Raw genomic sequence first — 25,120 nt, forward strand, 5'->3', positions numbered from 1 at the left:
ACGCGAATGAGCACCGATGACTTCGAGGGCAGTGACGGTCGTCCAGCACCTGCTGCGGATCACCAGACATTCGCCGGGCCGTCATGGCTTAGCAACTGCTGGAACCGCTCCGAAGAAACCGCGTGGGAAATCAGGAAGCCTTGGACCTGAGTGCAGTCGATCTTACGCAACAGAGCAAGTTCTTGCGCGGTTTCCACGCCTTCGGCCACCACCGATAGTCCCAGCTGCCGACCAAGGGTGACAATGCTGGTCAGCGCCTGCGCCAGTTCAGCGTTGCTGTCGCAGCCTTTCACCAGCGCGCGGTCGATTTTCAGCTCGGTGAAAGGCACCGACACTAGGTTCATGTAGGAGCTGTAGCCCTTTCCGAAATCATCTTGGGACAAGCCGAAACCCTTGATTCGCAAGCGGCAGGCACCGGCGTAGAAGTTGCTGATGTCATCGGGTACCGAGCATTCCATCAGTTCGAAGCAGATTTGCGCCGGCAAGCCACTATGCATCAGGACGAATTCGAAGATGCGATCGGGCAGGTCGTGGCTGTTGAGCAGGTGGGTCGGCAGGTTGACCGACACCGGAATGTTATAGCCTTGTTGCTGCCAGATCGTTTGGGCGGCAATCGTCTGTTCAAGCATGCGCCAGAGCAAATGTTCTTCAAGGTCGTGGGCGATCAGTGCTGGCAGAAACAATCCGGGCAACAACATACCATGTTCGGGATGCACCCAGCGCACCAGCGCTTCGGCGGCAACGATGCGGCCATTGTCCAGCGCCTTTTTGGGTTGAAACCAGGCTTGGAGCTCAGCTTTATCCAGCGCATGCAATAGACTTTGCCGATCGATATCGGCGTGCGCGGCGGCTGGTACGTCATTGCGTAGTGCGTGCAGCTGCTCGAGCAGGCAGCGTAATGTGGCGCTATTCACCGGTTTGGAAATTAGCCCGATGACTTTCACCTGCAGGTTGCTCGCCACCAGGCTCGCGCCCATTAGCATGCGCCGCGAGGCGGCGCTCATGATCGCCAGTGCTGGACGGGTGTTTTGCGCAGCGAGGCCCTGAATAAACTGCACGCCGTCCATACCTGGCATCAGCAGGTCGGTGAGCACCAAGTCGAACTCTCTGATCTTCAAACGCCGCAAGGCTTCTTCGCCATCCCGGGCAAACTCCAGATCGAACACGCCCAGCGCGTTAAACAGGTTCTGCAAGTACAGATGCTGAAACGGATGATCTTCGACAATCAGCAGGCTAGATGACTTCATTGTGAGCTCGTTGATAAAGAGTCAGGATGGCCGACAAGGCTCGCAGCGTGAAAGGTTTGATCAGGCAGTGATTCATCCCGGCAGCCAGGCACAACGCCTCTTCGCCACGCAGAGCATTGGCGGTGGCGCCGATGATCGGCGTGGTGCAGCCTAGGCGCCTTAGAGCCCTGGCCAGCTCATAGCCGTTCAGGCGCGGCATGTTGACGTCCGTCAGGACGACATCGAAGCTGTCGTCCTGCCAGTGTGACAAGGCCTCTTCACCATCACTGGCCAGCGTCACCGTGCAGCCCAGTTCTTGCAACTGGTCGCGCAGGATCAACTGATTGATCGCATTGTCTTCAGCAACGAGGATTCTCAGGCGCAACGGAGTCAGCGTCGAGGTTGACGTTTGCTGTTGATGCTCGATGACGGGACCGCCCTGTGCCTGACGCACGGCTTGGCGTATCCCTGTCAGATTGTTCAGATTCGCATACCAGCAGTCGCCGATGCACCGCGGCTCACAGGCTGGATCGCCGCTGGCTACCACTCGCGGACCAGACCAATACAGGTCGCTGCACTGCGCCACCGACTCCGGGTACAACTCAAGCAATACGCCGCCGTCGGCAGGCTCGTGGCTGCCCGGCGCACCGAGGTAAGGCAGAGCCCCCCAACTACGCAGCCAGCCAGCCAGACTTTCGGCCAATTCGCGCACCGGCGAAACTACGTAAACTATCTCGGCCGCAAGTTGCGGCTTCACTTCAGAAAGGGCACTGCCCGAGCGCTGCTCCAACGGCAAAGCCAGGGAAAAACTGCTGCCTAGCCCTGGCTCGCTGACCATGCGAACAGTGCCGTTCATCAAATGAGCCAGGCGCAGGCAAATCGGTAGACCCAACCCAGTGCCCGCCACCACATGACTGTTGCCCTCGGTTTGATAAAACGGCTCGAAAATAAGCTCCTGATCCGCGTGGGGAATGCCGCGACCGGTGTCCGAGACCTGCCATTGCACGCAGACTCGCTCGCCTTCGCGGGTCAGCACTTTAACCCGCAATACCACGCGCCCCGAATCGGTGAATTTAACCGCGTTACTTAAAAGATTATTGAGAACTTGCCGAACGCGGCTAACATCGCCGACCAGACTGTCCGGCAGTTGTGGATCGAAACAGGCATACAACTGCAAGCCCTTGCTCTGCGCCGTCGCGGCGTATCCCTGCACCACTTCCTGAGCCAGCCTTACGACGGAAAAGTCACTTAATTCCAGTGCCAATTGCCCTGCTTCGATTTTTGATACGTCAAGCACATCGCAGATCAATTGCAGCAGCGTTGCGGAAGATCCCTCGATCGCATGCAAGTAACTTTTCTGCTGAGCGTCGAGTTGGGTGCGGGCGAGCAATTCGAGGGTGCCAAGCACACCGTAAAGCGGAGTGCGGATTTCGTGGCTCATGGTCGCCAGGAACAAAGTTTTCGCTTCGTTGGCAGCATCGGCCGACTGGCGCGCCTGCTCCAGCGCTCCTTCGATCTGCCGACGCGCGGTGATGTCGCTGAAGGCGCAAAGTAAAACGTCTTCGCCTTTATAGCGGGTCGGCGCGCAGCTCAGGTACAGATGGCGGCCATCAGTAGTCTCGAAATAGTCGGTCAGGCACGGCGTGTTTTCCACAAAAGCAGCGCGGATCCAGCCGGGCCCCAATTGCTCGCTACAAGCGCCCAACCATTGCTGGGCGAGGGTGTTTTCCAGAACCACTTGAGCATCGCTGCGCCGCAACACGCAGAGCGCCACCGGCGCGGTCTGGATTACGTCGCGGCTGAAAAGCTCACTTTCGACCAACGCCTGAATCCGCTGCAGCGTCGGCTTGATGAAGCGATGTTCCAGGCGACGGATCAGCAGCCACACCAGGCTGATACTGGCGACGCAGAACGCTAACGCGCCGAACATCTGGGGCCATAAGGCGCATAGAACGGCGAGCAAGTCGAAGGAGTAGGTCAACTGCCAGTCCGACGATTTAAGTTGTTTGCGTAACACGAGTTGTTCCGGCAGCCACCCGTCACCGACGAAACCGAAGAAATCCTGTTGGCGCAAGAGCGGCAAATCTTGACCGGGCGGCAGCTTGTGGCTATTACTGAAAAGCGGCATGCCTTGGGAGTTGAACATAGTGAACTCACCGGCGCTGTGATCGCTTAACGCTTTGGAGACTTCACGGTTGTCCATTTCCAGGCCGAGCCAGCCGGAATCGAGATCGTGATCATCCAAACGAATGAAGATGTATAGCTGTGAATGCCCTTGCGAATTGTGGGTCAGCCAGATTTCTTTCAGGGAACCAGTATTATCGCGTTTGAGTGTTTCCAAGCGATCAAGCATCTTGCGCGGAAAGTCGCCAGACATTGGTGTCGTGTTGTATAGGTGCCAGACCTGTACCTCGCCGCCGCTGCTGATATAGAGCAGATTCAGTTTGCGCGCTTGCAGATAGTCGCGCATGCGCTGGGTCAGCCAGATGCTCCATTGCTTGCTCGAGGGCGCGCCAAGCAACAGACGAATCTCCTCTTTAGACAGCGGCGCCCTTAACGCGATCTGCCGAGTTGCCGACAAACTTAGGCTTTCCAGCAGCGCCTCGCGGGTGGTGAAAAAAGTGTGCGCCTCGGCAATGGCGCTGCTCATGTAGCTGCGCCGTTGAGAAATCTCGTTGTTGAAGGTGAACAGCAGAAAGCTGTACACGCCGCCGAGGATGCCTGCCAGCAACACCCACGCAAAGATGCGCAATAAACGTCGCGCAGCGTGGGGCGTGGACAGGACTGGGCTGATTTGATGGAGGTAGTTCTTCAATCGCATCCGGACACAGTAGTGCGGACCGGAAATGACGAAAATCAGACGATTCTGAAAGAGCTCACAGATATTTGACGATAAAGGTCACTTCGGTGTTGGCGCTGCCGGCTTCGACGTTTCCCGCGCCCAAACGGTGATACGCCGCGGACAACGGGATCTTGAAATTGAGTCCGGTGGAGGTGAAGGCATCGAAGGGGTAGGAGGTATTGAAAGCGATCGGCTGGCCCGCTTCATTCATTACTTGCAAACCAATGCCTTTGGCTGTCGAGCCAGCATTCAGTGCGACGATGCCCTTTGCTGCGTCGATAATCGGCGTGTTGGCTTTCAGCGAATAGGTCACTTTGTTGATGCTGGCATTACATTGATTCAAAGCGATATCAAAGCGGACCGTGCGCGTGCGGGCACCGATGGCCTCGAACTCTTGAAGCTGATAATCATTCCCCATCGCAACGGGAACAGAAGGCGTTTCGCATGAGGCGGCATTGAGTATAATTGGGTTGATCAGGTTAAACGTTTTCAATATCAAATAATCATCTCCCTGCAGGGTTCCTAAGGCGCCCGCATCGATGTTGACTTTCGATGCCAGTTTGCCTGTTTTGATAATCTCCAGGTTTAGGTTGCCTGCGACGAGAGTGTAGCCGTTTGCTCCTAGGGCAAGCCTCGGCCCTCTTTCGTAACGATTAACCGCGCTGAGCCAGATGCGATACGACAGCCCGGAGTTGCCCAACGGAAATGTTGATACAAGTCCGGACGCGCTACCAAATTTTGGATTCAACAAAATTCCGTAACGAGAAGTCTGGTAGCATTCCCAAGACTGATGGGCCGATGGCATTGTTTCTTGGTAGACTATGGTGCCATTGGGAGTATCAGCTGGAATAGTCAAGGGGCGGTTGCTCAATCTTGCGCCGAAGTTAAATGTTTCGTGTTCGGACTCGCCCGTAAAAACGCATTCGCCAGCTATTGCTGTTGACACGTTTGACAATGCAATTGCTACTGAAGCCGACAAAATAAGGCGGGTAGAGCGCTTCATTAGAAAGATTCCATTTGTCTACCGAAGGGGCACTCACATTAAGTGCGTGTGGGGCTTGTTGGTATCAGTCAATTCTTATATGTGCGACCTAGAGATTGTGCTTATTTTCAGTATTGCGGCTGACACTGAAGTTGTCTGCCGTCGGAATCACTTTCGGATACTCACGTAAAGCGCGCTATGCTTATAAGGAAGTTGTCGTGGGATGGCACATTAAATCACGTCTTTTATTTGATTTTAAATCGCCAACATGCGGACGCATCGCCATCAGCGATAGCGTCATGCGTCCATAATAGTGAAGGTTATCATGTGCATTCTCGTTGGCTTATCGGCGTCGATCATGTATTAATCAACTTAAAGTAGGCTTCCGTGAATTATAGGTTAAAAGTTTGGCGATCATACAAAGTTTTGGCCGGGTTACGGGTATCATGTTGATGCCAGAGTTTCTGTAATTGAATGTTTTAAGTGAGGTGTGTGTTCTCTATTTTTATATAGCTTTTATAGGCTTGGTTTGCGTTATTTTGTTAGTGGCTAAAATATTCTTGATTATAGATAGCTCATTATGAATGTAATGCTTGCGTTTGCAGTTCCGGCGCGCATACCCTTATCGAATCCTCCATTGCCTCCAGTCGTCATAACGCGAAAATATCGTGCGCTCATTGGTATTTTGAAAGTGCCGCCTGTTGAAGAGTAGTCTGTGAGTATGTGATCTTTATGTATGACGAAAGGATTGCCGTCGGCATCAAGTATTTGTAGTGCGATACCTCTCGCTGTTGAATCAGGGCTTAATTTTATTATGCCTCGCAGCGAATTCTGTACCGGGCTAGTCGAAGAGGGGCTTAGATAGTATGAGACTTTATTGATGCCAGGTGGGCAGTTATTTAAGGCGATGTTAAATTTAATGGAATTGGAGAATGAGCCGTTAGTGGGGAAGGAGCTGATGTCATGCTCTCCCATATCTACTGTAATGTCAGGAGTTTCACAGGACTGCGCCAATATTCTCGTGCCCCTGGTCGACATTCCGAGAGTGGTGATTTCGTCGCGCTGCATGTAGCCAAGTACACCTGCCGGTATAATTGGGTTTTTGCTAATGTCTGCCACTTTTATTATTGCGAGTTGATAAACGCTGCCGTTAAAGCCGAAACCGCCGGCTTCTTGTTTACCTGAAGGATAAATATCTAGAGGTCCCCATACATTTTTCCATTGCCATGCAAGCCCAGTATCCCCGATCGGCAGCGCATTCCACTCAAGAGCAGTTGCTCCCCCCACGTTATTGCGAATGCCGGCGTTAGCCTCGCTTATACAAATAAAAGAACTGTTTATGTTGTCTAAAGTTTTAGGTGGGCTTTCATATATGATCGTTCCGTTTGGAGTGTCGCGGGGAATGGATATAGTAGCTGGGATGGCTATGTCGAAGGTTGTTAGGCTGTGCCCCGGATAAAATGAGCAATTTTCCGCAGCAGCGTGCAAAGGTAATAATAGAAACGATAGGTATATTATCAGTATTGATTTTTTCATTGCTGTGCCTTTGCTTCAAATACGATTTTTTAGTCTGCGGGAGAGAGCATTGAGAGTGTGCGTTACTCGGCGCGCCATGGGTATCAGACAATCCTTATTTCTAAAAGATGATAAAAAACGGCCGGTTTGTGGATAATATTTAGAGCGAGAGCGAGAGCGAGAGCGAGAGCGAGAGCGAGGGCAAGCCGTCACCAATTTTTTTTTGAGATGTCTTTATATCCTTGTCGACCGAACATTGCTGATATGTGTTCGCAGGCATCAGCCTAAGATATTAGGATCCTTAACGTAGGGTTGTTGCCGATTTAGGGATCGTTGGTGATCGACTGACGGTACGGAAAAAGGGCGTAGAACCTTTTATGGTCAACGCTTTAAGGATTTTCCTAAATCAACTGACGAAATTAATCCGTAGATTATTGGTCTCTGATTTCGTCATAGTGGTGAATGAAGGACCAGCTTAAGGCATGTTCGGATGAAATTGATAAAACCTTTTTTGTCGCTGGCCTTTTTGAAGGATGATCCCGCTGACCAATAAGGCACGCGCCAATGTCACGGTGTCGGCAATCTCATTGCTGAAAAGCGGCAATCTCGGATTGTTCAAACTCTATCAAGAATTCACAAATCAGTGACTACGGCGTAATGGTGAGCAACAAGGAAAAAATTTGTGCGGCTTCTGGTACCATTGATAGTCGCTAGTGCAGGGGCGAGGGCGAAATTGGTGACGTGACATCACGGCTAGCTGTGGGTATATCATATCATTGCGGATCGCGGACTGGGTTGAGTTTGGCCGCCAGAGTATTAATGCAAACCACATTACGTTCTAAGTGCGCCAATGATTACGATAAGTTATTAGCGACGCTTTGCACTAAGTTTCTCGGTAGTTGGCTATAGTTGGGTGCTGGAGTCACAGGTACTGAGCTGTACTTCAATGGCGGTAAGTTCATGAAGTAAGCATGGTTGCTGCCGCCATAAGCAGATATGATGACCAGCCAGTATCAAGGTTGGGGGTTTAGGGTGTTAAATAATGAGAGCTGGGATGGCAAGCTTAAGGCTCATAAGTCTTGCAAAAAAATTGTTCTTTAAAGTTTGTTTGTGTTGTTTGTGCTAAGTCAGCGATGATTTACCTGCTTCATCTATCATTTGGTGCGGCGATTTGAATATATGGCTGAGCTGCGTGAAAGCAAATATTTTATCCGGGAGGTTGATTTGGTTGCATTCTTAGTTGTTATATCTGCACTTATAGCTTTCGCATGCTGTCTGGCTTGGCTGCGCAAATCTCTTCAGTCAGGTTAAACACTGCTTGTTGCGCCGTGCGCTCAAAGCGATGGCCCTGCCTCGCACCTTTACTTCAGCATGTTAACCGCACGCCTACTTTCGACCGAATGATACCTGTTTCATCGAGCAAACAATAGTTCTGACTCAACTAAGTACCTTCAGTTCGGGAGTTATCCGTTGGAGTCCGCTTCGGTACTAAAAACACATTATCGCGCTGGTGATGATATTGTGAGTCGCGGCGGCTCTCCAGACGAGTCAAGTGATTACCCGGCGTCATCATTTGTAGGCGCGCGGGTACCGCTCCAAGCATCAACGTTCACGTGAAGGTGAACTTAACATGGTTATAGGTCATCAGCCGTTTTGCTAAATAACGACATGGTCCTAGCGCGCTCTGTTCGGAACTGGTGATGACAACTTCTCGAGTCGAGCGGCTCGGCAAGCGGAGGGTAGGCAATAAATTCGGTGCACTCTCGGATTTAAATCTAAATATCGTCGGTGCAGAACTGGTGGTTGCTGCTCTTTGCCCGAGCACAAATGTGCTAAGAAAGAATCCATTGCCAGTGCTAATAGAATTCCGGAACGAGGGACAGGGGTTTTTTCGCCTTAATTCATTCAACCCGAGATCGAACTGTATATTCCCGCTATTCACTTGGTATTGAAGTCGTCTACTTTCTTCATCGATACTGACTAATCGCTTTTTGGCCCGGATGCAGTCGTTCGTGAGCAGTTCCTGTCGGCCAGAAGCGGTCATCTGGATCGGATTGAGGCGGGGCCGAGAGTTACGCTCTCAGCCCATAAAAGCCGGTCAGACAGTTACCACGATTTTGCCGATTTGTTGATTGGCCTCAAGGAAACGGTGAGCATCCTGGATGTCGCTAAGCGCGAATGTCTTGGCGATGACCGGGCGCAACGCACCAGACTTCAGCCCTTGCAGAATAAATGCCTTCGCTCTTTCCAAGGCTTCAAGGTCGGCCACAATCTCTGCGTAGAGATATCCCTTCAAGGTCAAGCTTTTGCCTAGTACGGTAAACAGCGGGAATGGCGTCGGCTCAGAGCTAAGTGCGCCGTATTCCAGCAAGATTCCGCCTCGCGCCATGCTCTGCGTGAGGGGTTCAAAGGACGGCCCGCCTACGGGATCGAACACCACGCGCGCGCCTTGACCGGCAGTTATCGCCATAACACGCTCGACGATGTCCTCTTCATCACTGACGATGACGTGCGCAGCGCCAGCATCAAGTAGGGCTTGCTTCTTCGCGCGGGTTCGAGTGATCGCAATTGACGTAGCTCCGACCATACGAGCAAGTTGGAAGGCGGCAAGGCCAACACTGCTTGAAGCAGCGGTGACGATGACAAAGTCGTCCTGCCGCAGCTTCGCTTGTTCGATCAATGCACCCCAAGCGGTGACGTACTGCATCCAAGACGCAGCAGCCTCTTCAAAGGATAAGTTCTCAGGACTCTTAACCACTAGGTGAGCCGGTACATTGGCCAGCTCGCCGTAAGTGCCCCATCGAGCGATATCCAAGGGCGGGATTACAGCGACCTCATCACCAATCTTGATTTCCGTTACTTCGCTACCGATTGCAACCACGACGCCTGCGGCCTCGTATCCCAAGCGGCTAGGGAACTCGGCCTCCTGTAGATAGGCGTGATTGCGAAACATCACTTCTGCCCGGTTCAAGCCAATAGCTTTAACGCCAATTTGCACCTCATTTGGTGCCGGTGCCGAAACCTCCAAATCTTCCAGCTTCAGAACGCTGGCATCACCATATTCGTGGATTCTTACAATGCGTGCCATGTTGGGTACCTCGTTTGTTAATGGGCCTCGATGTAAATCCGGAATGTCTCCGGCCACTCGAAGGGTGACGAGAATTTAGACCTTGGTGACCAGCGGATAAAGGCCTACGATGGCTTATCACTAGAAACATGGTGTTTGTAATGGATCGCCTAACGCAGATGGCTACGTTCGTTAAAACGGTTGAACTGGGTTCTTTCAGCGCCGCTGCGGACGATCTGAACTTGTCCCCTCAACTCGTAGGGAAGCAGGTGAAAATGCTCGAACAACACCTCGGCGTCTCCCTATTGCTACGGACTACTCGCAGGCAAAGCCTTACTGACTTCGGCAGGACGTTTTACCAGCGCGCGAAACTGATCCTTGCAGACATGCAGTCCGCCGAGAGCCTGGCTGCCCTTACTCGTGGCACACCAATCGGTCGACTTCGAATCAACGCACCGGTTACGTTCGGAATTCGCGCGCTTTCTCCGCGCCTGTTGGAATACATGGTTCGGTACCCACAGGTGTCTATCGACCTGACCCTATCGAACGAGCTGGTCGATATCGTCGATCATGGTTACGACGTGGTCTTTCGCATCGGCGAGTTGGTGAGCAGTGGGTTGAAGGCGATGCCGCTAGAGCCCTATGAAATGGTTTTGTGCGCTGCACCGTCCTACCTCGCACGTCGCCCTCCCATTACGAATCCCTGGGATCTACAGCAGCAGGAGTGCCTGGGTTTTACCTATTCTGATGGTCGCTCGCACTGGAGCTTCGATAGCCGAGAGGGGCGTATCGATGTTCCAATTACAAGCAAGTTGACGATTAATCAGGGTGATCCACTGCTTGCAGCAGCAGTAGCGGGTCTGGGTGTAGTTCTACAGCCGATAGAGCTGGTTAGCGATGCGTTGCGTGATGGGACTTTGGTGCGTCTGCTACCGCAGTACCCGGTTCCGACTACCTCAATGCATATGCTCTACGCCCCTGACCAAAGAATGACCCCAAAGCTGCGCAGCTTTTTGGAGTTCGCACGTGAGGCGTTTGGGCCACGGAGGGCTCTCTGACCGTAAGAGAATTATGGCCGCTACTGGCGGTTAGCTGCCGCTAACGCAGGACCACTTTCGGCCAATCGCCTGTCACGATGTGCCTGGTTGTGGCGATCAGCCAATTAAGAGCGCACTGCCCAGAGTGTTCCCCATACCGTTGAAGGTGCCCACGAAAGGCACCTTTTCAGTTTTATCTAAAGAAAACCAGCACTAAACTAGGTCATTAGGCTGCATGGTCAAAATGATTTTCCCGACGTTCCCGGAAGACTCAATCCGGCGATGCGCATCAGCAGCCCGTGCTAGCGCAAACGTGCTATCGACAACCGGCTCAAGGCTGCCGGCCCCCTCGAAGCGATCAAGCCAGTGCTCGCGGAAACGCTTGATCATGGCGTGCTTCTCCGGTTGCGTGCGCGACTTCATGACCGTACCGATGATTTGCAAGTGGCGGTAAAGAATGTCCTCCAGCGCCACCGTGACGTTGCCGCCACCGCCGAGAATCCCCACCTGAACCAGGCGACCACCGCGAGCAAGGGACGCGATGTTGCGCGCGAAGTAGGGCTCGCCGATAAAGTCGATGATCACATCGACGCCGCGACCCTGAGTTTTGTCGGCGATCACTGCAACGAAGTCCTGCGTCTTGTAATCGATCGCCACGTCAGCGCCCAAATGCTCGACACGCGCCAACTTGCTGCCTTCGGTGGTCGCATACACCGTGGTGCCGGTGGCGTAAGCCTACTGCACCGCGGCAGAGCCGACGCCGCCGGCGGCCGCGTGAATCAGCACCGAATCGCCGGCCTTGAGCCGAGCCAGGTACATCATCGCCTCATGAGCCGTGACGAAGACCTCGGGAATGGCTGCCGCGTGTACATAATCAAGCTGCGCAGGGATGTGCATGGTCATGCGGTAATCAATGCGGGCCAGCTCGGCGTAGGCACCGCCGCCGACCACGCCCATGACTCGATCTCCGACCTCGAACCCGGTCACCGCGCTACCTTTGCCGATCACTTCGCCGGCAATTTCCAGACCGATGATCAGCGAGTCACCGAAATTCGGATGGCCGTACCCGCCGGTCCGGTGAGTCAGATCCGCACGGTTCACCCCGGCGGCATAGACACGCACCAGCAGGTCGTCAGGACGCACTTCAGGATCGGCGACCTCGACGAGTTCGAGGACGTCTGGCGCACCAAATTCTCTGATGTTGATGGCTTTCATTCAGTTGTTCTCCGTTTCGCTGAACGTGGCGTTGGCAATAGCCGATGCGGTGATCGCGCCAGGGAAGCCCACGTAGAAAGCCAGGTGCGTGATTGCTGCCGCCAGTTCATCCTGGGTCACACCGTTGTCAGCCGCCCGGCGTAGGTGGGCAGGCAACTCTTCCGAGTGACCAGCAGCTATCAATGCCGCCACGGTGATCAGGCTACGGTCGCGTGGGGACAGCGCCGGGTCACTCCAGATCTGCGGATAAAGCGTCGAGTCGACGAATTGCGACAGCTTTGGCGTGAACGCGCGCGCGGCTTCGCGAGGACTGCTGAAATTGAGCTTGGACATGGGCGAGTTCCTTAAACCTGGCTGATGAATTTGTGGGTGAGATAGTGCTCGATGCCTTCAATGCCGCCTTCGGAGCCGTGACCGCTTTCTTTCATGCCGCCGAACGGGAGCTCGGTCGCGATGATGCGGTATTGATTGATGCCGATCATCCCGGCCTCCAATCCGTCAGCGACATCAATGGCCATGCGCGCGCTGGAGGTGAACGCGTAGGCCGAGAGTCCGTAGGGCAGGCGGTTGGCTTCTTGCAGTCCATCTGCCAGCTCATCGAACGGCATCAGTACGGCGATGGGGCCGAAGGGTTCTTCGTGCATGACGCGAGCGTTCATCGGCACATCCGCCAGAACGGTGGGCTGGAAGAAGTAGCCTTCGCCGGACAAGGCTTCACCACCGACCAATACCCGTGCACCTTTCTCGACGGCATCGGCGACCAGTTCTTCCATTTTTGCCAATTGCCTTGGGTTTGCCAACGGTCCGACCTGAGTATCCGGATGCAGGCCGTCACCGATTCTCAGGGCTTGGGTCGCCGCGACAAAGTGATCGACAAAGGCTTGATAGGCGCCACGCTGGATCAGAAACCGAGTGGATGAAATGCACACCTGTCCGGTGCCGCGAAAGCGGTTGGCGACACCTTCTACGGCGGCTTTTTCAATGTCGGCATCTTCGAACACCAGCACCGGTCCGTGCCCACCCAGTTCAAGGGTGATGGGCTTCACGCCTTCGGCAGCGCGTGCAGACAGCAGGCGACCGATAGGTACTGAGCCGGTGAAGGTCACTTTGCGAATGATCGGCGAATCGATCAGATGGCTGGACACTTGATCCGGTACGCCGAAGACCACTTGCAAAACCCCCTTGGGCAATCCTGCATCGTCGAGTGCACGCGCCAGGGCCAACGCTGTGGAGGGGCTTTCCTCACCCGGTTTGAGAATGACGCTGCAACCGGCGGCCAGCGCTGCCGAGAGCTTGCGTGCCGGGGTGATGGCCGGGAAATTCCACGGTGTAAATGCGGCCACCGGGCCGATGGCCTGACGTTTGACCAGTTGCATCACGCCTGGCCGGTTAGCCGGGACCACACGGCCATCGATACGCCGGGCGCTTTCGGCAAACTATTCGAAATACTCCGCCGCGCGGGTCACCTCATCCAGGCTTTCATTTAGCGGCTTGCCTTCCTCCAGGGTCATCTGCGCGGCAATCTGCGGCGCACGTTCGAGGATCAGGTCGGCGGCACGCTTGAGGATCTTGGCGCGTTTGTCAGGCACGGTCTGGCGCCATTGCTCGAAGCTCAGGCGAGTCACGTCCAGGGCGTGATCAAGGTCGCCTGAGGTGGCGAGCGGGACGCGGCCGATTTCCCGGCCGGTTGCTGGGTTGACGACGGCGGCAGTATCGCGCCCTTCCGCACTGATCCATTCACCACCGATGAAAAGATGAAGCGGGTCGTAGGAGGTTTTCATGATGTGCCCTTCAGTTGGTTGTCGGAGATTCGGATGAAACCCGGCGCCTGTTCAGGCGGCCTGTGCAACCAAGTCTATGGAAGGAGGGCCCATTGATTTAGACGGGCCAAAGGGAATCATTGTTGTCGCCAGAGGTAATATCGAGTCGCAGTCCGAACGTGTAGGATCCAGAAAAAGTGCGCGTTATCACGGGTGAGCGTCAGATCTGCAGGAAGGTCGCGATGGATAAGCTTTCGAACATGTCGGTGTACATAAAGGTTGTTGAGATGGGCAGTTTCACGGCCGTGGCCAATCACCTGGACTCAACGGTCGGTAACGTATCGCGTGCTGTCTCTGCGCTGGAAAACGTGCTCGACGCACGTCTGTTGCAACGCTCGACCCGACGCCTGTCGGTCACCGATGCCGGACGACGGTTCTATGAGCGCTGCACGAAGATTCTCGCTGATCTGGAGAGTGCCGAAGCCGAAGCCAGCAATGCGGCGCTGGAGCCTCGGGGAACACTGCGGGTGCATTGCGTTCCCGGACTGGCCCGGCATCTGGTCACCGGGGCCGTGCTGGAGTACCGCCAGCAGTTCCAGGAAGTGACCGTGGATTTACTGCTCTCGCAACGCATGCCTAACCTATTGGAAGACCAACTGGATGTCTCGATTCTGATCGCCCGAGCGCTACCCGATTCGGCGTATGTCAGCCAGATAATCGGTGTCAGCCATTGTGTGTTGGTGGCGTCGCCAGACTACCTGGCCAATCATGCGGCCCCGGAAACACCTGAGGAACTGCGGGATCACCAGTGTCTGTTGCTGGGCACCGTGGATTATGTGCGGGACGAGTGGCAACTTAAGAGCAAGGCGGGGGACGCGACGTTTGTCCCGACAGGTCCAAGTTTCAGCGTTAACGACATGGATGCAATGGCGCTGGCCATTCGAGAGGGTGCGGGGATTGGCTTGCTGGCCGGGTTCACGGCCATCGACGATTTGCGTTCCGGCAGGCTCGTGCGGGTTTTGCCTGACTACCATACCTATGAGCGCAACGTGTACGCCGTCTATACCTCCCGGCAGTTCGTCGATGCAAAAATCACACGGTTTATTGAAACGCTAAAAGATCGGGTTGGCAGTCAACTGGCAGCCACGGCCCAAGCACTGATTGATTGAAACGCTGTGGGGCAAAAAGGTATTTGCGCCTCGATGAGACTACTCTCCGAGGCGCAATGATGGGCGAACAGCTGACTTAGCCCTGGCTGCAACGGCCCATGACGTTATAGGCCAGTACATGGCTTTTGCCTTGCGAATCCTGGTAGGTCATGTGCGTCCGTACCACTGCGCAAACATCCGGCACCGGTTCTTCAGAGATGACCTTGGCGACATCCAGGTGGGTACCGTAGCGATATTGCTCGACCTGTTTAGTCGTTGCAGAACCGTCCTGCGCTGCTACCACAGAGCTGAAGCCCAAGAGTGCGACGATGATCATTGCCGTTTTCATGATGAGGTTTCCTAAAGTAAGTGTGATGTTGCTGGCAGGACGAACTTTAGGCTTGAGGGTTTTGCGGAAACAGGCGCGAATCCGGGAAAGACTTTTATCATTTCCAAACACAATGCTGAGGCGTCTGATGTTAGCGCTTTTTGATCTGCGGCCGTCGCACTGTTGGGCGAAAACTGCCTATCAAAGGCGGCCACATACTCCTGAGTTTCGAGGTCTAATCAAATAATTTTTGGGGGCGCGCAGCAGTGACAGAGAGGCATAGTTGCGGAAATGACCGAAAAGATGCGGAAACGATCCAGAGAGGACGTAGGAAAATTCCCGAATCCCAGAAAAGACAAAGCCCTGAATAATCAGGGCTTTGTCGTATAAAGATGGCGGAGGCGATGGGATTCGAACTCATGGACCTGTTACAGTCGACGGTTTTCAAGACCGTTGCCTTAAACCACTCGGCCACACCTCCGTTTGCGTTGCGGGCGCCATAATACCTGAATGAAACACACTGTCAAACTCTCTGCATGGCTTGTTACAGAGCGTCTGTTATGATCTTTGCGACTGAACGTTTCAAACCAACAGGAGTGTCGCCATGCGCGAACAGGATTACGCAGTTAATAACAGCTTGCAGGCTGAGCAGCTAGAGGTTAGCCGCGTCCTGCGCAACACTTATGGTCTCTTGGCTCTGACCCTCGCATTCAGCGGTGTGATGGCCTTCGTAGCCCAGCAGATGCGTGTCGGCTACCCGAACATTTTCGTCGTGCTGATCGGCTTCTACGGGCTGTTCTTCCTCACCAACAAACTCCGTGATTCCGCGTGGGGCCTGGTATCCGCCTTCGCGTTGACCGGTTTCATGGGTTTCCTGCTCGGCCCGATCCTCAACCGTTACCTGGGCATGCAGGGCGGCGCTGAAGTGGTCAGCTCGGCTTTCGCCATGACCGCACTGGTGTTCGGTGGTCTGTCGGCCTACGTGCTGATCACCCGCAAGGACATGAGCTTCCTCGGTGGCTTCATCACCGCAGGTTTCTTTGTCCTGCTGGGCGCTACACTGGCGAGCTTCTTCTTCCAGATCAGCGGCCTGCAACTGGCGATCAGCGCCGGCTTCGTGCTGTTCTCGTCGGTCTGCATTCTGTTCCAGACCAGCGCGATCATCCACGGCGGCGAGCGCAACTACATCATGGCGACCATCAGCCTGTATGTATCGATCTACAACCTGTTCGTCAGCCTGCTGCAACTGTTCGGCATCATGAGCCGCGACGACTGATCGTAATGGCTGCAATAAAAAACCCGCTTCGGCGGGTTTTTTATCGTCTGGAGAAAAGTGTCTGCTCAGTTGATGACGATGCTGCCGTCCACTTGCTGACGGTAGATCGTGTAGGGCAGGAGCAAGGTGTCGAGCGCGCCGGAGACCACGGCGTCCACCAGCACCACCGGAATGGCCGCGTTGCGGTGATCATCGGGATCGATGCCTGAGGCCAGCGGAGCGTTCAGCGTGCAGAAGTCATAAGCGAGGCCGCTGTAGATTCTCGGCACCGCGCCGCAATAACTTTTCTGCTGCTTGAGCCCGTCAATGGCAGCCTGGTCGTCGCGCGCCACCGTTTGAATCGTGCCACAACCGCCGAGCAGCAGGGCCGCCAGCAGCATAGCCTGAGTTTTCATAGCGCCATTCCTTAGCCGCGAAAAACCCCAATCTACCCTGTTCATTGGTAAAAGACACCTACGCCATCGGTGGCAGGCGTCGCTTGACCGGGGTCTTCTTGACGATCGCGGTGTTGGTTTCGGCCAACGTATTCAGTCGGTCGAGCAGGGTATCGAGCTGCTCCATCGAGCGCACGTGCAGGCGGGCGATAAAGCAGTCGTCACCGGTGACCTTGTCGCACTCGGTGAACTCCGGAATCGACATGATCTGCCGCTCAACCTCCTGCAGTTGCCCTGGCAGCGGCCGTACGCGAACGATCGCCTGCAACTGATAGCCGAAGCATTTCGGATCAATCTCCACCGTGTAGCCCTTGAGCACGCCGCGTTCTTCCAGCCGCCGCAACCGCTCGGCCACGCTGGGCGATGACAAGCCGCTGATCTGCGCCAGCGCTTTGAGCGAGCGCCGCGAGTCTTCCATCAGCGCGCTGATGAGGATCTGATCGATATCGTCAGTCACATTCAAACTCCGGATTAGGCGAAGGGCGCAAATCACCCTCGATAAAAAAGGCGAAAACCAAGTTTAGCCTGCTTTATGCGCTGGAGCAGCCCGAGGTGCGCTTGGCATACTTTTGCCATGCTTCGCTCACAGCCTCAGGAGAACAATAATGGACAACGCAATTCGCCGCGGCTCGCTGGAAATGACCGCCGCCATGCTGATATCGGGGACGATCGGCTGGTTTGTGCTGGTGTCCGGGCAACCGGTGCTCGACGTGGTGTTCTGGCGCTGCGTGTTCGGCGCCGGTACGTTGCTGTTGGTCTGCGCCGCGTTCGGCTTCCTGCGTCCGGGGATGCTGACCCGTACAACGTTTCTGCTGGCGGTGCTCAGTGGAATGGCGATTGTCGGCAATTGGGTGCTGCTGTTCGCATCCTATTCCCGCGCCTCGATTGCCATCGGCACCGCAGTCTATAACGTGCAGCCGTTCATGCTGGTCGGTTTGGCAGCGTTGTTCCTCGGCGAGAAAATTACCCTGCAGAAACTGTTCTGGCTGGCGATTTCGTTCATGGGCATGCTGGCGATCGTCAGCGCCCATGGCACGCAAGGCGAGGAGGGTAACGATTACTTGATGGGGATTGCCCTGGCGTTGGGCGCGGCGTTTCTGTATGCGATCGCGGCACTGATCATCAAGCGCCTGACCGGCACGCCGCCGCATCTGATCGCGCTGATTCAAGTCTGCACCGGGGTCTTGTTGCTCGCGCCTTTTGCGCATTTCGATGCGTTGCCGCAAGGCGTCGATGCCTGGGCGAGTCTGCTGACTCTCGGGATCGTGCACACCGGTCTGATGTACGTTTTGCTGTACGGCGCGATTCAAAAGCTGCCGACGGCATTGACCGGCGCGCTGTCCTTTATCTATCCGATCGCTGCGATCTTCGTTGACTGGTTCGCCTTCGGCCATCGCCTCGAATTGCTGCAATGGATAGGCGTCGCAGCGATCCTGCTGGCGGCCGCCGGCATGCAACAAGGTTGGGGCTGGAAATCCCGGCGGCTGGCGGCGCAGTAAGGATCAGATGTTCCAGCGCGGTGCGGTTGCTGCCAAGCGCTGGCGCATCTCGCTGATATTGGCCGCCAGTTGCCGGGTCAGCATCCGATAGCCGTCGAGCGTATTGGCGACTGGCGCATCAAGGTCCGCTGCTGGCAGCTCCATCGGTCGCTCCAGCCGTTGCGAGGCCCCGGTTTTCAACGCGCGAGCCATGCCGATCAGCTGCACACGAATCTGCCGGTGCTCAGCCTTCAGTGCCGTTTGCAGATGTGCCGTGGCCTGCGGGTCACTTGCGTTGGGGCGGATATTGCCGAGGATCTCCAGCGTGCTGATGCACATGCGCAGGTTGCGCTGAATCGCGTCGAGCTCGGTCATGGAAATTTTCACTTCCTTGGACACCGACGGCATTAGCGAGCGCAACTGCACCATCACCGCACTCACCTTGCTCATCAGCCGCACATGCTCGTCGGCGCTGACCGCTTCACCGTTGATGATGCGCCCGTACACCGTGGCGCAATCGCGCAAGGCATCGGCGAGGTTGTAACGCCACGAGTAGACCGCGTACAGCGGCAGGGCGAAGGAAAACGCCAGGGCGAGGGCGATGCCGATCAGGATGTCGACGCCGCGCCACAGACCATCGGTGATCGGGTTGTCGCCATGCCCGGCGACGATGAACACCGTGATCGCCGAGAGCAGGGCGGTGTAGCCGCCCTTGCCAATCGCGTGATAAGAGAAAAACCCACAGACCACGGCCATGGAAAAATAGGTCAGCCACGGCATGCCCAGCCAGGCGTGCTTCGCCACCAAGGCCAATCCGACCCCTGCACCGATCAGGGTGCCGATGGCGCGCTCGGCGGCTTTTTTGCCAATGTTGCCGTGATGCTGCAAACCGCCGATCACCACCAGCATGGTCACTGACGCCCATTCGCCGTGGGGCAGGTTGATGCCGGTGGTCAGCAGAATCGTCGCCAGCAACCCCAACGCCACCCGCACGGAATGGATCAGGCGGGCGTGACGGTAGCGCCGATACGGGTCCAGTAACGGACGCAGGATACGGCGCAACAGCGGTGGCAGGCGGTGGGTGCTGTAAGTAGTCAGTGCGAACCTCGTACGTCAATCAAATCAATGGAAGGGGAAAATGTAATTCATCCAGGCGGACATGCGCAGCAGGATTTTGCGCATCGCGCCGATGTGATGAAAGTGCTGACTGTAAAGCGCCGCTTGCCCGTAGGCGCCGCCCGGCATGAGCGCGCTGTATTCGGCGAACGCCGGGTCAGTGATTTCAATGATCACCGGCACCCGTCCGGCCGGTGGTGAGCCGGTGTAGCTGATCAGCGTGCCGGAAGGTTGCACCTGGCCCTCGGCGATCACCCCGATCACGCTTTTCACTCGCCCCGCGAAGACTTTGCCGGGTATGCCATCGAAGGCGACTTCGGCCTCGTCGCCCACGGTCAGACGCAGCAGGCTGTTCTGACGCATCCAAGCGGCGAAGTACTGACCTTCCTGCGGAATAAACACCATCGACGGGCGCAGCGGCAGCTTGCTCGCCATCATTCCAGGGCGCAGGGAAACGTGGGTGACGAAGCCTTTGCTCGGCGCTCGAACCACAGTGTTGTCCAGTTCAAATTGAGCGTTGTCCAGTTGCGCCTGCAGATCGTCGGTGCGGGCGATGGCCGCGTCCAGTTCACGCTGGGTGCCGAAGTTGCGGCGTATCAGTTCGGTGATGCGGTAGCGGTCGCCCTTGGCTGCAACCAGTTGCGCCTTGAGCGATTTCAAGCGGTTCTGGAAAGGCGTGGGATCGATGCGGAACAGCACGTCGCCTTTTTCCAGGGGTTCGTTGCCCTTAACCGGCACGTCGATCACCTGGCCACTGATGATCGGAATGACCGGGACCGAGACAAAGTAGGAGCGCGCCACCTCGGAATAGGGATGGTTGTAGTTCATGGTGAAAATCAGCGCGCCGATGATCAGCACGCCACCCAGGACAGCGGTGGGCACCGTCCATTTATTCAGCGGAATGCGGAAGATCTTGAAGATGGCGACGCAGAGTGCGGCGTACGTGAGGATGAGCAACAGATCCATGCTCAGATCCCCCGGCTGTCAGAGTGAGGCGCAACCGGCGACTGCGCTTCGAGCCGCTCGATCCGGGCTTGCAGCTCGACGACCTGCTGCTCCAGTTGATTGACGTGATTCTGAATGGGTTTGCCATCGCCGAACCCCCAACCGCGGTCCTCGCGATAAGCCATCGCCCAGATCCACAGAAACGGCCAGAGTGCATGCAAAGTGAACAGACTGACCCAGCCCGTGGCATGGATCGCGTCCTGGTGCGGGTGGTTGCGATGAACGGCGATTTCGTACGGAATGTCATGCAGCACGATGATCCCGTAAAACAGCACGAGACCGACAAAAACCAACAGACCCAATGCGAAGTAATCGAGCATGGTCAGCCTCCCGGGCATCCAGCAATGCTGGCCTCAGTGTAGTCACTGAATGGCCGGGGGGGCTGACGGATCGGCAGGATCATTCAATCCTGCCGATCACCCGTCAAAAGATGTAATCGGTGGTCAGGAAACTCGAATCACGCCCGCGAATGATCTCGCTGATCAGGTCCTTGTTGCTCTCCTGGAACTTGGTCGCCACCAGCGTACGGATCGAAAACACCCGCAAGGCATCGTGAACCGAGAGCGTGCCTTCGGCGGAGTTTTTGCGGCCATTGAACGGGTAAGTGTCCGGGCCGCGCTGGCACTGGGCGTTGAGGTTGATCCGCCCGACCTGATTGGCAAAGGTGTCAACCAGCCGGCCGACCGCCACCGGGTTGGTGCCGAAGATGCTCAACTGCTGGCCGAAATCGGATTCCAGCACGTAGTCGATCACGGTATCGAGGTGGCGGTACGGCACGATGGGCACGACCGGGCCGAACTGTTCTTCCTGATACACACGCATCTGCGGGTTCACCGGATAGAGCACTGCCGGGTAGAAGAACGAGGCGTGGGACTCGCCACCATTCGGGTTGACCACGTGGGCGCCTTTGCTTTGCGCATCCGCGACCAGACCATGCAGATAATCGACCTTGCCCGACTCCGGCAGCGGCGTCAGCGCCACGCCGCTGTCCCACGGCATGCCCGGTTTGAGCGTGGCCAGTCTGGCGTTGAATTTCTCGATGAAGCTGTCGACCACGTCTTCATGCACGAAAAGAATTTTCAGTGCGGTGCAGCGCTGACCGTTGAACGACAGCGAACCGGTGACCGCTTCGCTGACGGCGTTGTCGAGATCGACTTCGGGCAGGACGATACCCGGGTTCTTGGCGTCCAGACCCAGAGCCGCGCGCAAACGGTGTGGTTTCGGGTGCAGCTTTTTCAGGTCACTGGCAGCCTTGTTGGTGCCGATGAAGGCAAAGATGTCGATCTTGCCGCTGGCCATCAAAGCGCTGACGGTCTCGCGGCCGCTACCGTAGATGACGTTGATGACGCCGCTCGGGAAGCTGTCGCGGAAGGCTTCGAGCAACGGGCGAATCAGCAGCACGCCGAGCTTGGCCGGTTTGAACACCACGGTGTTGCCCATGATCAGTGCCGGAATCAGCGTGGTGAAGGTTTCGTTCAGCGGGTAGTTGTAAGGCCCCATGCACAAGGCGACGCCGAGCGGCACGCGGCGGATCTGGCCGAGGGTGTCCTGCTCCAGCTCGAAGCGGCTGGAACGGCGGTCGAGTTCTTTCAATGCATTGATGGTGTCGACGATGTAATCGCAGGTGCGGTCGAACTCTTTTTCCGAGTCCTTGAGGTTCTTGCCGATCTCCCACATCAGCAGCTTGACCACCGCCTCGCGCTGCTCGCGCATGCGGCCGAGGAATGCTTCGACGTGCTGGATGCGCTCGGCCACGCGCATGGTCGGCCACAGGCCCTGACCTCTATCGTAAGCGCGAACGGCAGCGTCGAGAGCGGTGAGCGCGGTGTCGGCATCCAGCAGCGGCGTGCTGCCGAGGATCACCTGTTCTTCGCCGTTTTCGCTTTTCAGATAAACCGGGCTGCGCACCTGCGCGAGCGGGCCGTCCCAGCGGCGCAATTGACCATCGACCAGGTATTCGCGCTGCTCGACCTGAGCGTCGAGGCGATATTTTTCGGGGATGTCGCTGACCGAAGGGAACAGGTTGCCAAGGATGTTTGCTGTCATGTCACTACCCTGTGTTGAAGTCGGCGTGCCGATTGAAAGTCTTGTGAAGGTTATACGCCTGAATGGGCCGGGATTTAACCCTGTGAATGTCACGCGAATGTCACGCAACGGTGCAACCACAGTCCACCCCTGTGGGAGCGAGCCTGCTCGCGAAGGCGGCGGCGCATTCAACATCCTCATTGCCTGACACAGCGCTTTCGCGAGCAGGCTCGCTCCCACGGTCGATCGTGTAAATCAGTCAGTCTGTCTTCGGTAATGAAGCTTTTATGACAAAAGTTCGGTAGCCCTTTGCCAGTCCGGTCATGCCTGTGTAACGCGCTTGAGGAGCCTTTCGGGGCGCACTTTGCGAGTCGGGGCGGGACGCCGGGAGTGAGGCAATGGGGACTATGGAACGCTATTCGAAAGTGGGCATGCAGGAGCTCGATCAACGCCTGTCGAAGATCGTCGAAGCGGCGCGCAAGAAGCCGGTTTCGGTGTATCGCTACGGCGCGCCGTGGGTCTGGATCGTCTCGCAGGAGGACTGGCAGGGCGCTCTGAAAGAAGTGTCCAGCTACATTCCGCCGGGCCATTCGCTGGTGTTGCTGCGCCCGCAGATCGACGATCTGCTCGACGCCCACCAGGACCTGCTGCACGACCTCAACGCCGCACCCGGCATGCTCATTCCCGCGCAGACGGTGATGCACATCCTGCTCCTGCAATTGCTGTATTCGGTGCCCAGCGAACAGCAGCTCTATGAACAGCTCAATTACAACCTGCTGTTCCGCTGGTTCGTCGGCCTTGGCCTGAACCAGAAAGTCTGGAGTTTCACCGCCCTCAGCCGTGACATCGCCACGCTGCTCAACGAGCCGCGCGCGGTGCTGCTGATTCAGAAAATCATCGGCGAAGTGTTCTGCGGTGCCTTGCTGCAAATGCCCGAGTTCTCGCTGAACTTTGCGCTGTTGCACACCTGGCTTGGCAAGCACGCCTGCGCCACAACGATCAGCAATTGACGCAGCACACCGGGCGCTAACGCCCACAGGTCATCGCGAATTTCAGGGGGTAATGTGGAACGGATTTTCACGTCACGGCTGGCGCTGTGGGGCTGGCTGCTGGTGACGGCGGGCGCGCAGCCGGCGCTGGCCGAGGAGGGCACAGAAGCGCCCGCCGCGCAGCGACTGGTCGACGTCAACGAATACTTCGTGCGCGGCAATACCGTGCTCGATGCGCGGGCGATCGAAGAAGCGGTGTACCCGTTTCTCGGCCCGCAGAAAGCCTTGAGCGACATCGAAGGCGCCCGCGATGCGCTGCAGAAGGCCTATCAGGAACGCGGCTATCAATCGGTGTTTGTCGAGCTGCCCGAGCAGGCCGTGGCCGATGGCATCGTCTATCTGCAAGTCAGCGAAACCAAGGTCGGCCGGGTGCGCGTGGTCGGCGCCAAACACTATTCGCCGCTGGATATCCGCGACAACGTCCCGGCGCTGAAAGAAGGCGAGGTGCCGGACTTTGCCAAAGTCCAGGGCGAACTCGCGCAGCTCAACAAGACCCCCGGTCGCCAGGTCATGCCGCTGGTGCGCGAAGGGCAGCGCCCCGGCACCATGGATGTCGATTTGCAGGTCGAAGACCAGAACCCGTGGACTGCCAGCGTCGGCCTCAATAACGACTACAGCGCTGACACCGAAAAGCTGCGCAGCGTCGCCAGTCTCGGTTACAACAACCTTTGGCAGCTCGGCCACAGCGTCAACCTGACGTTCTTCACCGCGCCGCAGGAAACCGACAACGCCAAGGTCTGGTCGGGGTCCTACACCGCGCCGCTGAGCGAGCGCTGGAGCGTGCAGTTCTCCGGTTACCAGTCCGACAGCAACGTCGCCACCATCGGCGGCAGCAACGTGCTCGGCAAGGGTCATTCTTACGGTGTCTCGGCGATTTACACGCTGCCCTCGAGCAGCAACTGGTCGAACTCGCTGTCGGCCGGCATCGACTTCAAGGACTTCGACGAGCGCCTGAGCCTGTCCGGCGAAAGCGACAAGGTGCCGCTCAAATACGCACCGTTCACCTTCGCCTACAACGGCTTTCGCTACAGCGAAAAAAGCCAGCTCGGCCTCGGCCTGAGTCTGGTTGCCGCCACGCGCAGCGTGTTCGGCTACGGCAGCGACGACGAAGACTTCGACTACAAACGCTATCGCGCCAAACCGAGTTTCGCCGTGCTCAAGGGCGACACCAACTACACCTGGACCTTCGACAGCGACTGGCAGAGCGCAAGCAAAGCCGCATTCCAACTCGCCTCGGGGCCGCTGGTTTCCAACGAACAATTCTCCGCCGGTGGCGCCACATCCGTGCGCGGCTATCTCGCGGCTGAGCGCACAGCTGATGACGGCTACCTGCTCAGCCAGGAATTGCGCACTCCGTCGCTGGCGAAATTCGCCGGCACGTGGATGCAGGACTGGCGCTTCTACGCCTTCGCCGAGGGTGCGCAACTTTACCTGCGCGACGAACTGCCGGACCAGGACGCCAATTACGCCCTGGCCAGCGTCGGTCTCGGCACCCGCGCCAGCCTCAGTAAATGGCTGTCCGGCAGCCTCGACTGGGGCTTCCCGCTACTCGAAGGGCCGAACACCTCAAAGCAGGAATCGCGCCTGCACTTCAACCTCCAAGCCACTTTCTAACGG

Annotated in this window: 20 protein-coding genes, 1 tRNA gene and 2 pseudogenes; 6 read left to right on the forward strand and 17 right to left on the reverse strand. The window is 56.6% G+C overall.

The window, feature by feature from the left end:
- Positions 1 to 59 precede the first annotated feature (59 nt).
- From pvrR to ACYSTU_RS17790, 5 genes are all read right to left on the reverse strand, one after another.
- Complete coding sequence (pvrR, locus tag ACYSTU_RS17770) at positions 60 to 1,247, reverse strand: response regulator cyclic di-GMP phosphodiesterase PvrR (RefSeq protein ID WP_425643443.1); 1,188 nt, start codon at positions 1,245 to 1,247, stop codon at positions 60 to 62.
- Positions 1,234 to 4,047 (reverse strand): ATP-binding protein, encoded by a 2,814-nt coding sequence (locus ACYSTU_RS17775; protein WP_499000486.1) that lies wholly within the window; start codon positions 4,045 to 4,047, stop codon positions 1,234 to 1,236. Before ACYSTU_RS17775 ends, pvrR begins: the two co-directional genes overlap by 14 nt.
- A 55-nt stretch (positions 4,048 to 4,102) precedes the next feature.
- Entirely contained in the window at positions 4,103 to 5,071 is a 969-nt protein-coding gene (locus tag ACYSTU_RS17780; protein ID WP_425643445.1) for a fimbrial protein, read from the reverse strand.
- 543 nt (positions 5,072 to 5,614) lie between these two features.
- The gene (locus ACYSTU_RS17785; RefSeq protein ID WP_425643446.1) at positions 5,615 to 6,586 is read right to left on the reverse strand and encodes a fimbrial protein; all 972 of its coding nucleotides are present in this window, start codon (positions 6,584 to 6,586) and stop codon (positions 5,615 to 5,617) included.
- Positions 6,587 to 8,663: 2,077 nt separating this feature from the next.
- Positions 8,664 to 9,653, reverse strand: coding sequence for a zinc-dependent alcohol dehydrogenase family protein (locus ACYSTU_RS17790; RefSeq protein WP_425643447.1), 990 nt, complete (start codon positions 9,651 to 9,653; stop codon positions 8,664 to 8,666).
- A gap of 140 nt (positions 9,654 to 9,793) precedes the next feature.
- On the opposite strand from ACYSTU_RS17790, the gene ACYSTU_RS17795 reads away from it, so the two are divergent.
- On the forward strand, positions 9,794 to 10,690 hold the full coding sequence (locus ACYSTU_RS17795) for a LysR family transcriptional regulator (RefSeq protein ID WP_425643448.1): 897 nt from the start codon (positions 9,794 to 9,796) through the stop codon (positions 10,688 to 10,690).
- Positions 10,691 to 10,882: 192 nt separating this feature from the next.
- Here ACYSTU_RS17795 and ACYSTU_RS17800 read toward each other — a convergent pair.
- From ACYSTU_RS17800 to ACYSTU_RS17815, 4 genes and pseudogenes are all read right to left on the reverse strand, one after another.
- Positions 10,883 to 11,386, reverse strand: a pseudogene (locus tag ACYSTU_RS17800) (zinc-binding dehydrogenase); the annotation flags it as partial.
- Between the two features lie 18 nt (positions 11,387 to 11,404).
- Positions 11,405 to 11,884 carry an alcohol dehydrogenase catalytic domain-containing protein gene (locus ACYSTU_RS17805; RefSeq protein WP_425643449.1) on the reverse strand — a complete coding sequence of 160 codons (480 nt, stop codon included), beginning with the start codon at positions 11,882 to 11,884 and terminating at the stop codon, positions 11,405 to 11,407.
- Positions 11,885 to 12,217: a carboxymuconolactone decarboxylase family protein gene (locus ACYSTU_RS17810; RefSeq protein WP_150649336.1), complete on the reverse strand. Its 333-nt coding sequence runs from the start codon at positions 12,215 to 12,217 to the stop codon at positions 11,885 to 11,887.
- Positions 12,218 to 12,228: 11 nt separating this feature from the next.
- A pseudogene (locus ACYSTU_RS17815) lies at positions 12,229 to 13,665 on the reverse strand (NAD-dependent succinate-semialdehyde dehydrogenase).
- A 221-nt stretch (positions 13,666 to 13,886) separates the two neighbouring features.
- On the opposite strand from ACYSTU_RS17815, the gene ACYSTU_RS17820 reads away from it, so the two are divergent.
- On the forward strand, positions 13,887 to 14,813 hold the full coding sequence (locus tag ACYSTU_RS17820) for a LysR family transcriptional regulator (RefSeq protein ID WP_425643451.1): 927 nt from the start codon (positions 13,887 to 13,889) through the stop codon (positions 14,811 to 14,813).
- A 76-nt stretch (positions 14,814 to 14,889) separates the two neighbouring features.
- On the opposite strand, the gene ACYSTU_RS17825 is transcribed toward ACYSTU_RS17820, so the two are convergent.
- Both ACYSTU_RS17825 and ACYSTU_RS17830 read right to left on the reverse strand, forming a co-directional pair.
- Complete coding sequence (locus tag ACYSTU_RS17825) at positions 14,890 to 15,141, reverse strand: DUF2790 domain-containing protein (protein ID WP_425643452.1); 252 nt, start codon at positions 15,139 to 15,141, stop codon at positions 14,890 to 14,892.
- 372 nt (positions 15,142 to 15,513) lie between these two features.
- Positions 15,514 to 15,601: transfer RNA gene (locus ACYSTU_RS17830), tRNA-Ser, on the reverse strand.
- 123 nt (positions 15,602 to 15,724) lie between these two features.
- Here ACYSTU_RS17830 and ACYSTU_RS17835 point away from each other — a divergent pair.
- Positions 15,725 to 16,396, forward strand: coding sequence for a Bax inhibitor-1/YccA family protein (locus tag ACYSTU_RS17835; protein WP_499000494.1), 672 nt, complete (start codon positions 15,725 to 15,727; stop codon positions 16,394 to 16,396).
- A 65-nt stretch (positions 16,397 to 16,461) separates the two neighbouring features.
- Here ACYSTU_RS17835 and ACYSTU_RS17840 read toward each other — a convergent pair whose 3' ends face one another.
- Both ACYSTU_RS17840 and ACYSTU_RS17845 read right to left on the reverse strand, forming a co-directional pair.
- Positions 16,462 to 16,791: a YceK/YidQ family lipoprotein gene (locus tag ACYSTU_RS17840; protein ID WP_125916168.1), complete on the reverse strand. Its 330-nt coding sequence runs from the start codon at positions 16,789 to 16,791 to the stop codon at positions 16,462 to 16,464.
- 58 nt (positions 16,792 to 16,849) lie between these two features.
- Entirely contained in the window at positions 16,850 to 17,287 is a 438-nt protein-coding gene (locus tag ACYSTU_RS17845) for an Lrp/AsnC family transcriptional regulator (RefSeq protein WP_056785725.1), read from the reverse strand.
- A gap of 148 nt (positions 17,288 to 17,435) precedes the next feature.
- Between ACYSTU_RS17845 and ACYSTU_RS17850 the strand changes: the two genes are divergently transcribed.
- On the forward strand, positions 17,436 to 18,329 hold the full coding sequence (locus tag ACYSTU_RS17850; protein WP_499000499.1) for a DMT family transporter: 894 nt from the start codon (positions 17,436 to 17,438) through the stop codon (positions 18,327 to 18,329).
- Positions 18,330 to 18,332: 3 nt separating this feature from the next.
- On the opposite strand, the gene ACYSTU_RS17855 is transcribed toward ACYSTU_RS17850, so the two are convergent.
- The 4 genes from ACYSTU_RS17855 to ACYSTU_RS17870 form a co-directional block, all read right to left on the reverse strand.
- Positions 18,333 to 19,373, reverse strand: coding sequence for an FUSC family protein (locus tag ACYSTU_RS17855; protein WP_499000911.1), 1,041 nt, complete (start codon positions 19,371 to 19,373; stop codon positions 18,333 to 18,335).
- A 57-nt stretch (positions 19,374 to 19,430) separates the two neighbouring features.
- On the reverse strand, positions 19,431 to 20,390 hold the full coding sequence (locus tag ACYSTU_RS17860; protein ID WP_016774598.1) for an HlyD family secretion protein: 960 nt from the start codon (positions 20,388 to 20,390) through the stop codon (positions 19,431 to 19,433).
- A 2-nt stretch (positions 20,391 to 20,392) separates the two neighbouring features.
- On the reverse strand, positions 20,393 to 20,749 hold the full coding sequence (locus ACYSTU_RS17865) for a DUF3302 domain-containing protein (protein WP_110599509.1): 357 nt from the start codon (positions 20,747 to 20,749) through the stop codon (positions 20,393 to 20,395).
- Between the two features lie 103 nt (positions 20,750 to 20,852).
- Entirely contained in the window at positions 20,853 to 22,475 is a 1,623-nt protein-coding gene (locus tag ACYSTU_RS17870) for an NADP-dependent glyceraldehyde-3-phosphate dehydrogenase (RefSeq protein ID WP_499000503.1), read from the reverse strand.
- A gap of 377 nt (positions 22,476 to 22,852) precedes the next feature.
- On the opposite strand from ACYSTU_RS17870, the gene ACYSTU_RS17875 reads away from it, so the two are divergent.
- Positions 22,853 to 23,464, forward strand: coding sequence for a transposase (locus ACYSTU_RS17875; RefSeq protein ID WP_073474621.1), 612 nt, complete (start codon positions 22,853 to 22,855; stop codon positions 23,462 to 23,464).
- 54 nt (positions 23,465 to 23,518) lie between these two features.
- Positions 23,519 to 25,117, forward strand: coding sequence for a ShlB/FhaC/HecB family hemolysin secretion/activation protein (locus ACYSTU_RS17880; RefSeq protein ID WP_499000508.1), 1,599 nt, complete (start codon positions 23,519 to 23,521; stop codon positions 25,115 to 25,117).
- Positions 25,118 to 25,120: the final 3 nt, after the last annotated feature.

This window comes from Pseudomonas glycinis (assembly GCF_054871425.1).

Bases quoted from the DNA above. Each gene is read 5' to 3' on its own strand.
- ACYSTU_RS17840 (WP_125916168.1), bottom strand. From the start codon at position 16,791: ATGAAAACTCAGGCTATGCTGCTGGCGGCCCTGCTGCTCGGCGGTTGT.
- ACYSTU_RS17785 (WP_425643446.1), bottom strand. From the start codon at position 6,586: ATGAAAAAATCAATACTGATAATATACCTATCGTTTCTATTATTACCT.
- ACYSTU_RS17775 (WP_499000486.1), bottom strand. From the start codon at position 4,047: ATGCGATTGAAGAACTACCTCCATCAAATCAGCCCAGTCCTGTCCACG.
- ACYSTU_RS17860 (WP_016774598.1), bottom strand. From the start codon at position 20,390: ATGGATCTGTTGCTCATCCTCACGTACGCCGCACTCTGCGTCGCCATC.
- ACYSTU_RS17790 (WP_425643447.1), bottom strand. From the start codon at position 9,653: ATGGCACGCATTGTAAGAATCCACGAATATGGTGATGCCAGCGTTCTG.
- ACYSTU_RS17865 (WP_110599509.1), bottom strand. From the start codon at position 20,749: ATGCTCGATTACTTCGCATTGGGTCTGTTGGTTTTTGTCGGTCTCGTG.
- ACYSTU_RS17805 (WP_425643449.1), bottom strand. From the start codon at position 11,884: ATGAAAGCCATCAACATCAGAGAATTTGGTGCGCCAGACGTCCTCGAA.
- ACYSTU_RS17875 (WP_073474621.1), top strand. From the start codon at position 22,853: ATGGGGACTATGGAACGCTATTCGAAAGTGGGCATGCAGGAGCTCGAT.
- ACYSTU_RS17780 (WP_425643445.1), bottom strand. From the start codon at position 5,071: ATGAAGCGCTCTACCCGCCTTATTTTGTCGGCTTCAGTAGCAATTGCA.
- pvrR (WP_425643443.1), bottom strand. From the start codon at position 1,247: ATGAAGTCATCTAGCCTGCTGATTGTCGAAGATCATCCGTTTCAGCAT.
- ACYSTU_RS17850 (WP_499000499.1), top strand. From the start codon at position 17,436: ATGGACAACGCAATTCGCCGCGGCTCGCTGGAAATGACCGCCGCCATG.
- ACYSTU_RS17825 (WP_425643452.1), bottom strand. From the start codon at position 15,141: ATGAAAACGGCAATGATCATCGTCGCACTCTTGGGCTTCAGCTCTGTG.
- ACYSTU_RS17835 (WP_499000494.1), top strand. From the start codon at position 15,725: ATGCGCGAACAGGATTACGCAGTTAATAACAGCTTGCAGGCTGAGCAG.
- ACYSTU_RS17810 (WP_150649336.1), bottom strand. From the start codon at position 12,217: ATGTCCAAGCTCAATTTCAGCAGTCCTCGCGAAGCCGCGCGCGCGTTC.
- ACYSTU_RS17795 (WP_425643448.1), top strand. From the start codon at position 9,794: ATGGATCGCCTAACGCAGATGGCTACGTTCGTTAAAACGGTTGAACTG.
- ACYSTU_RS17870 (WP_499000503.1), bottom strand. From the start codon at position 22,475: ATGACAGCAAACATCCTTGGCAACCTGTTCCCTTCGGTCAGCGACATC.
- ACYSTU_RS17820 (WP_425643451.1), top strand. From the start codon at position 13,887: ATGGATAAGCTTTCGAACATGTCGGTGTACATAAAGGTTGTTGAGATG.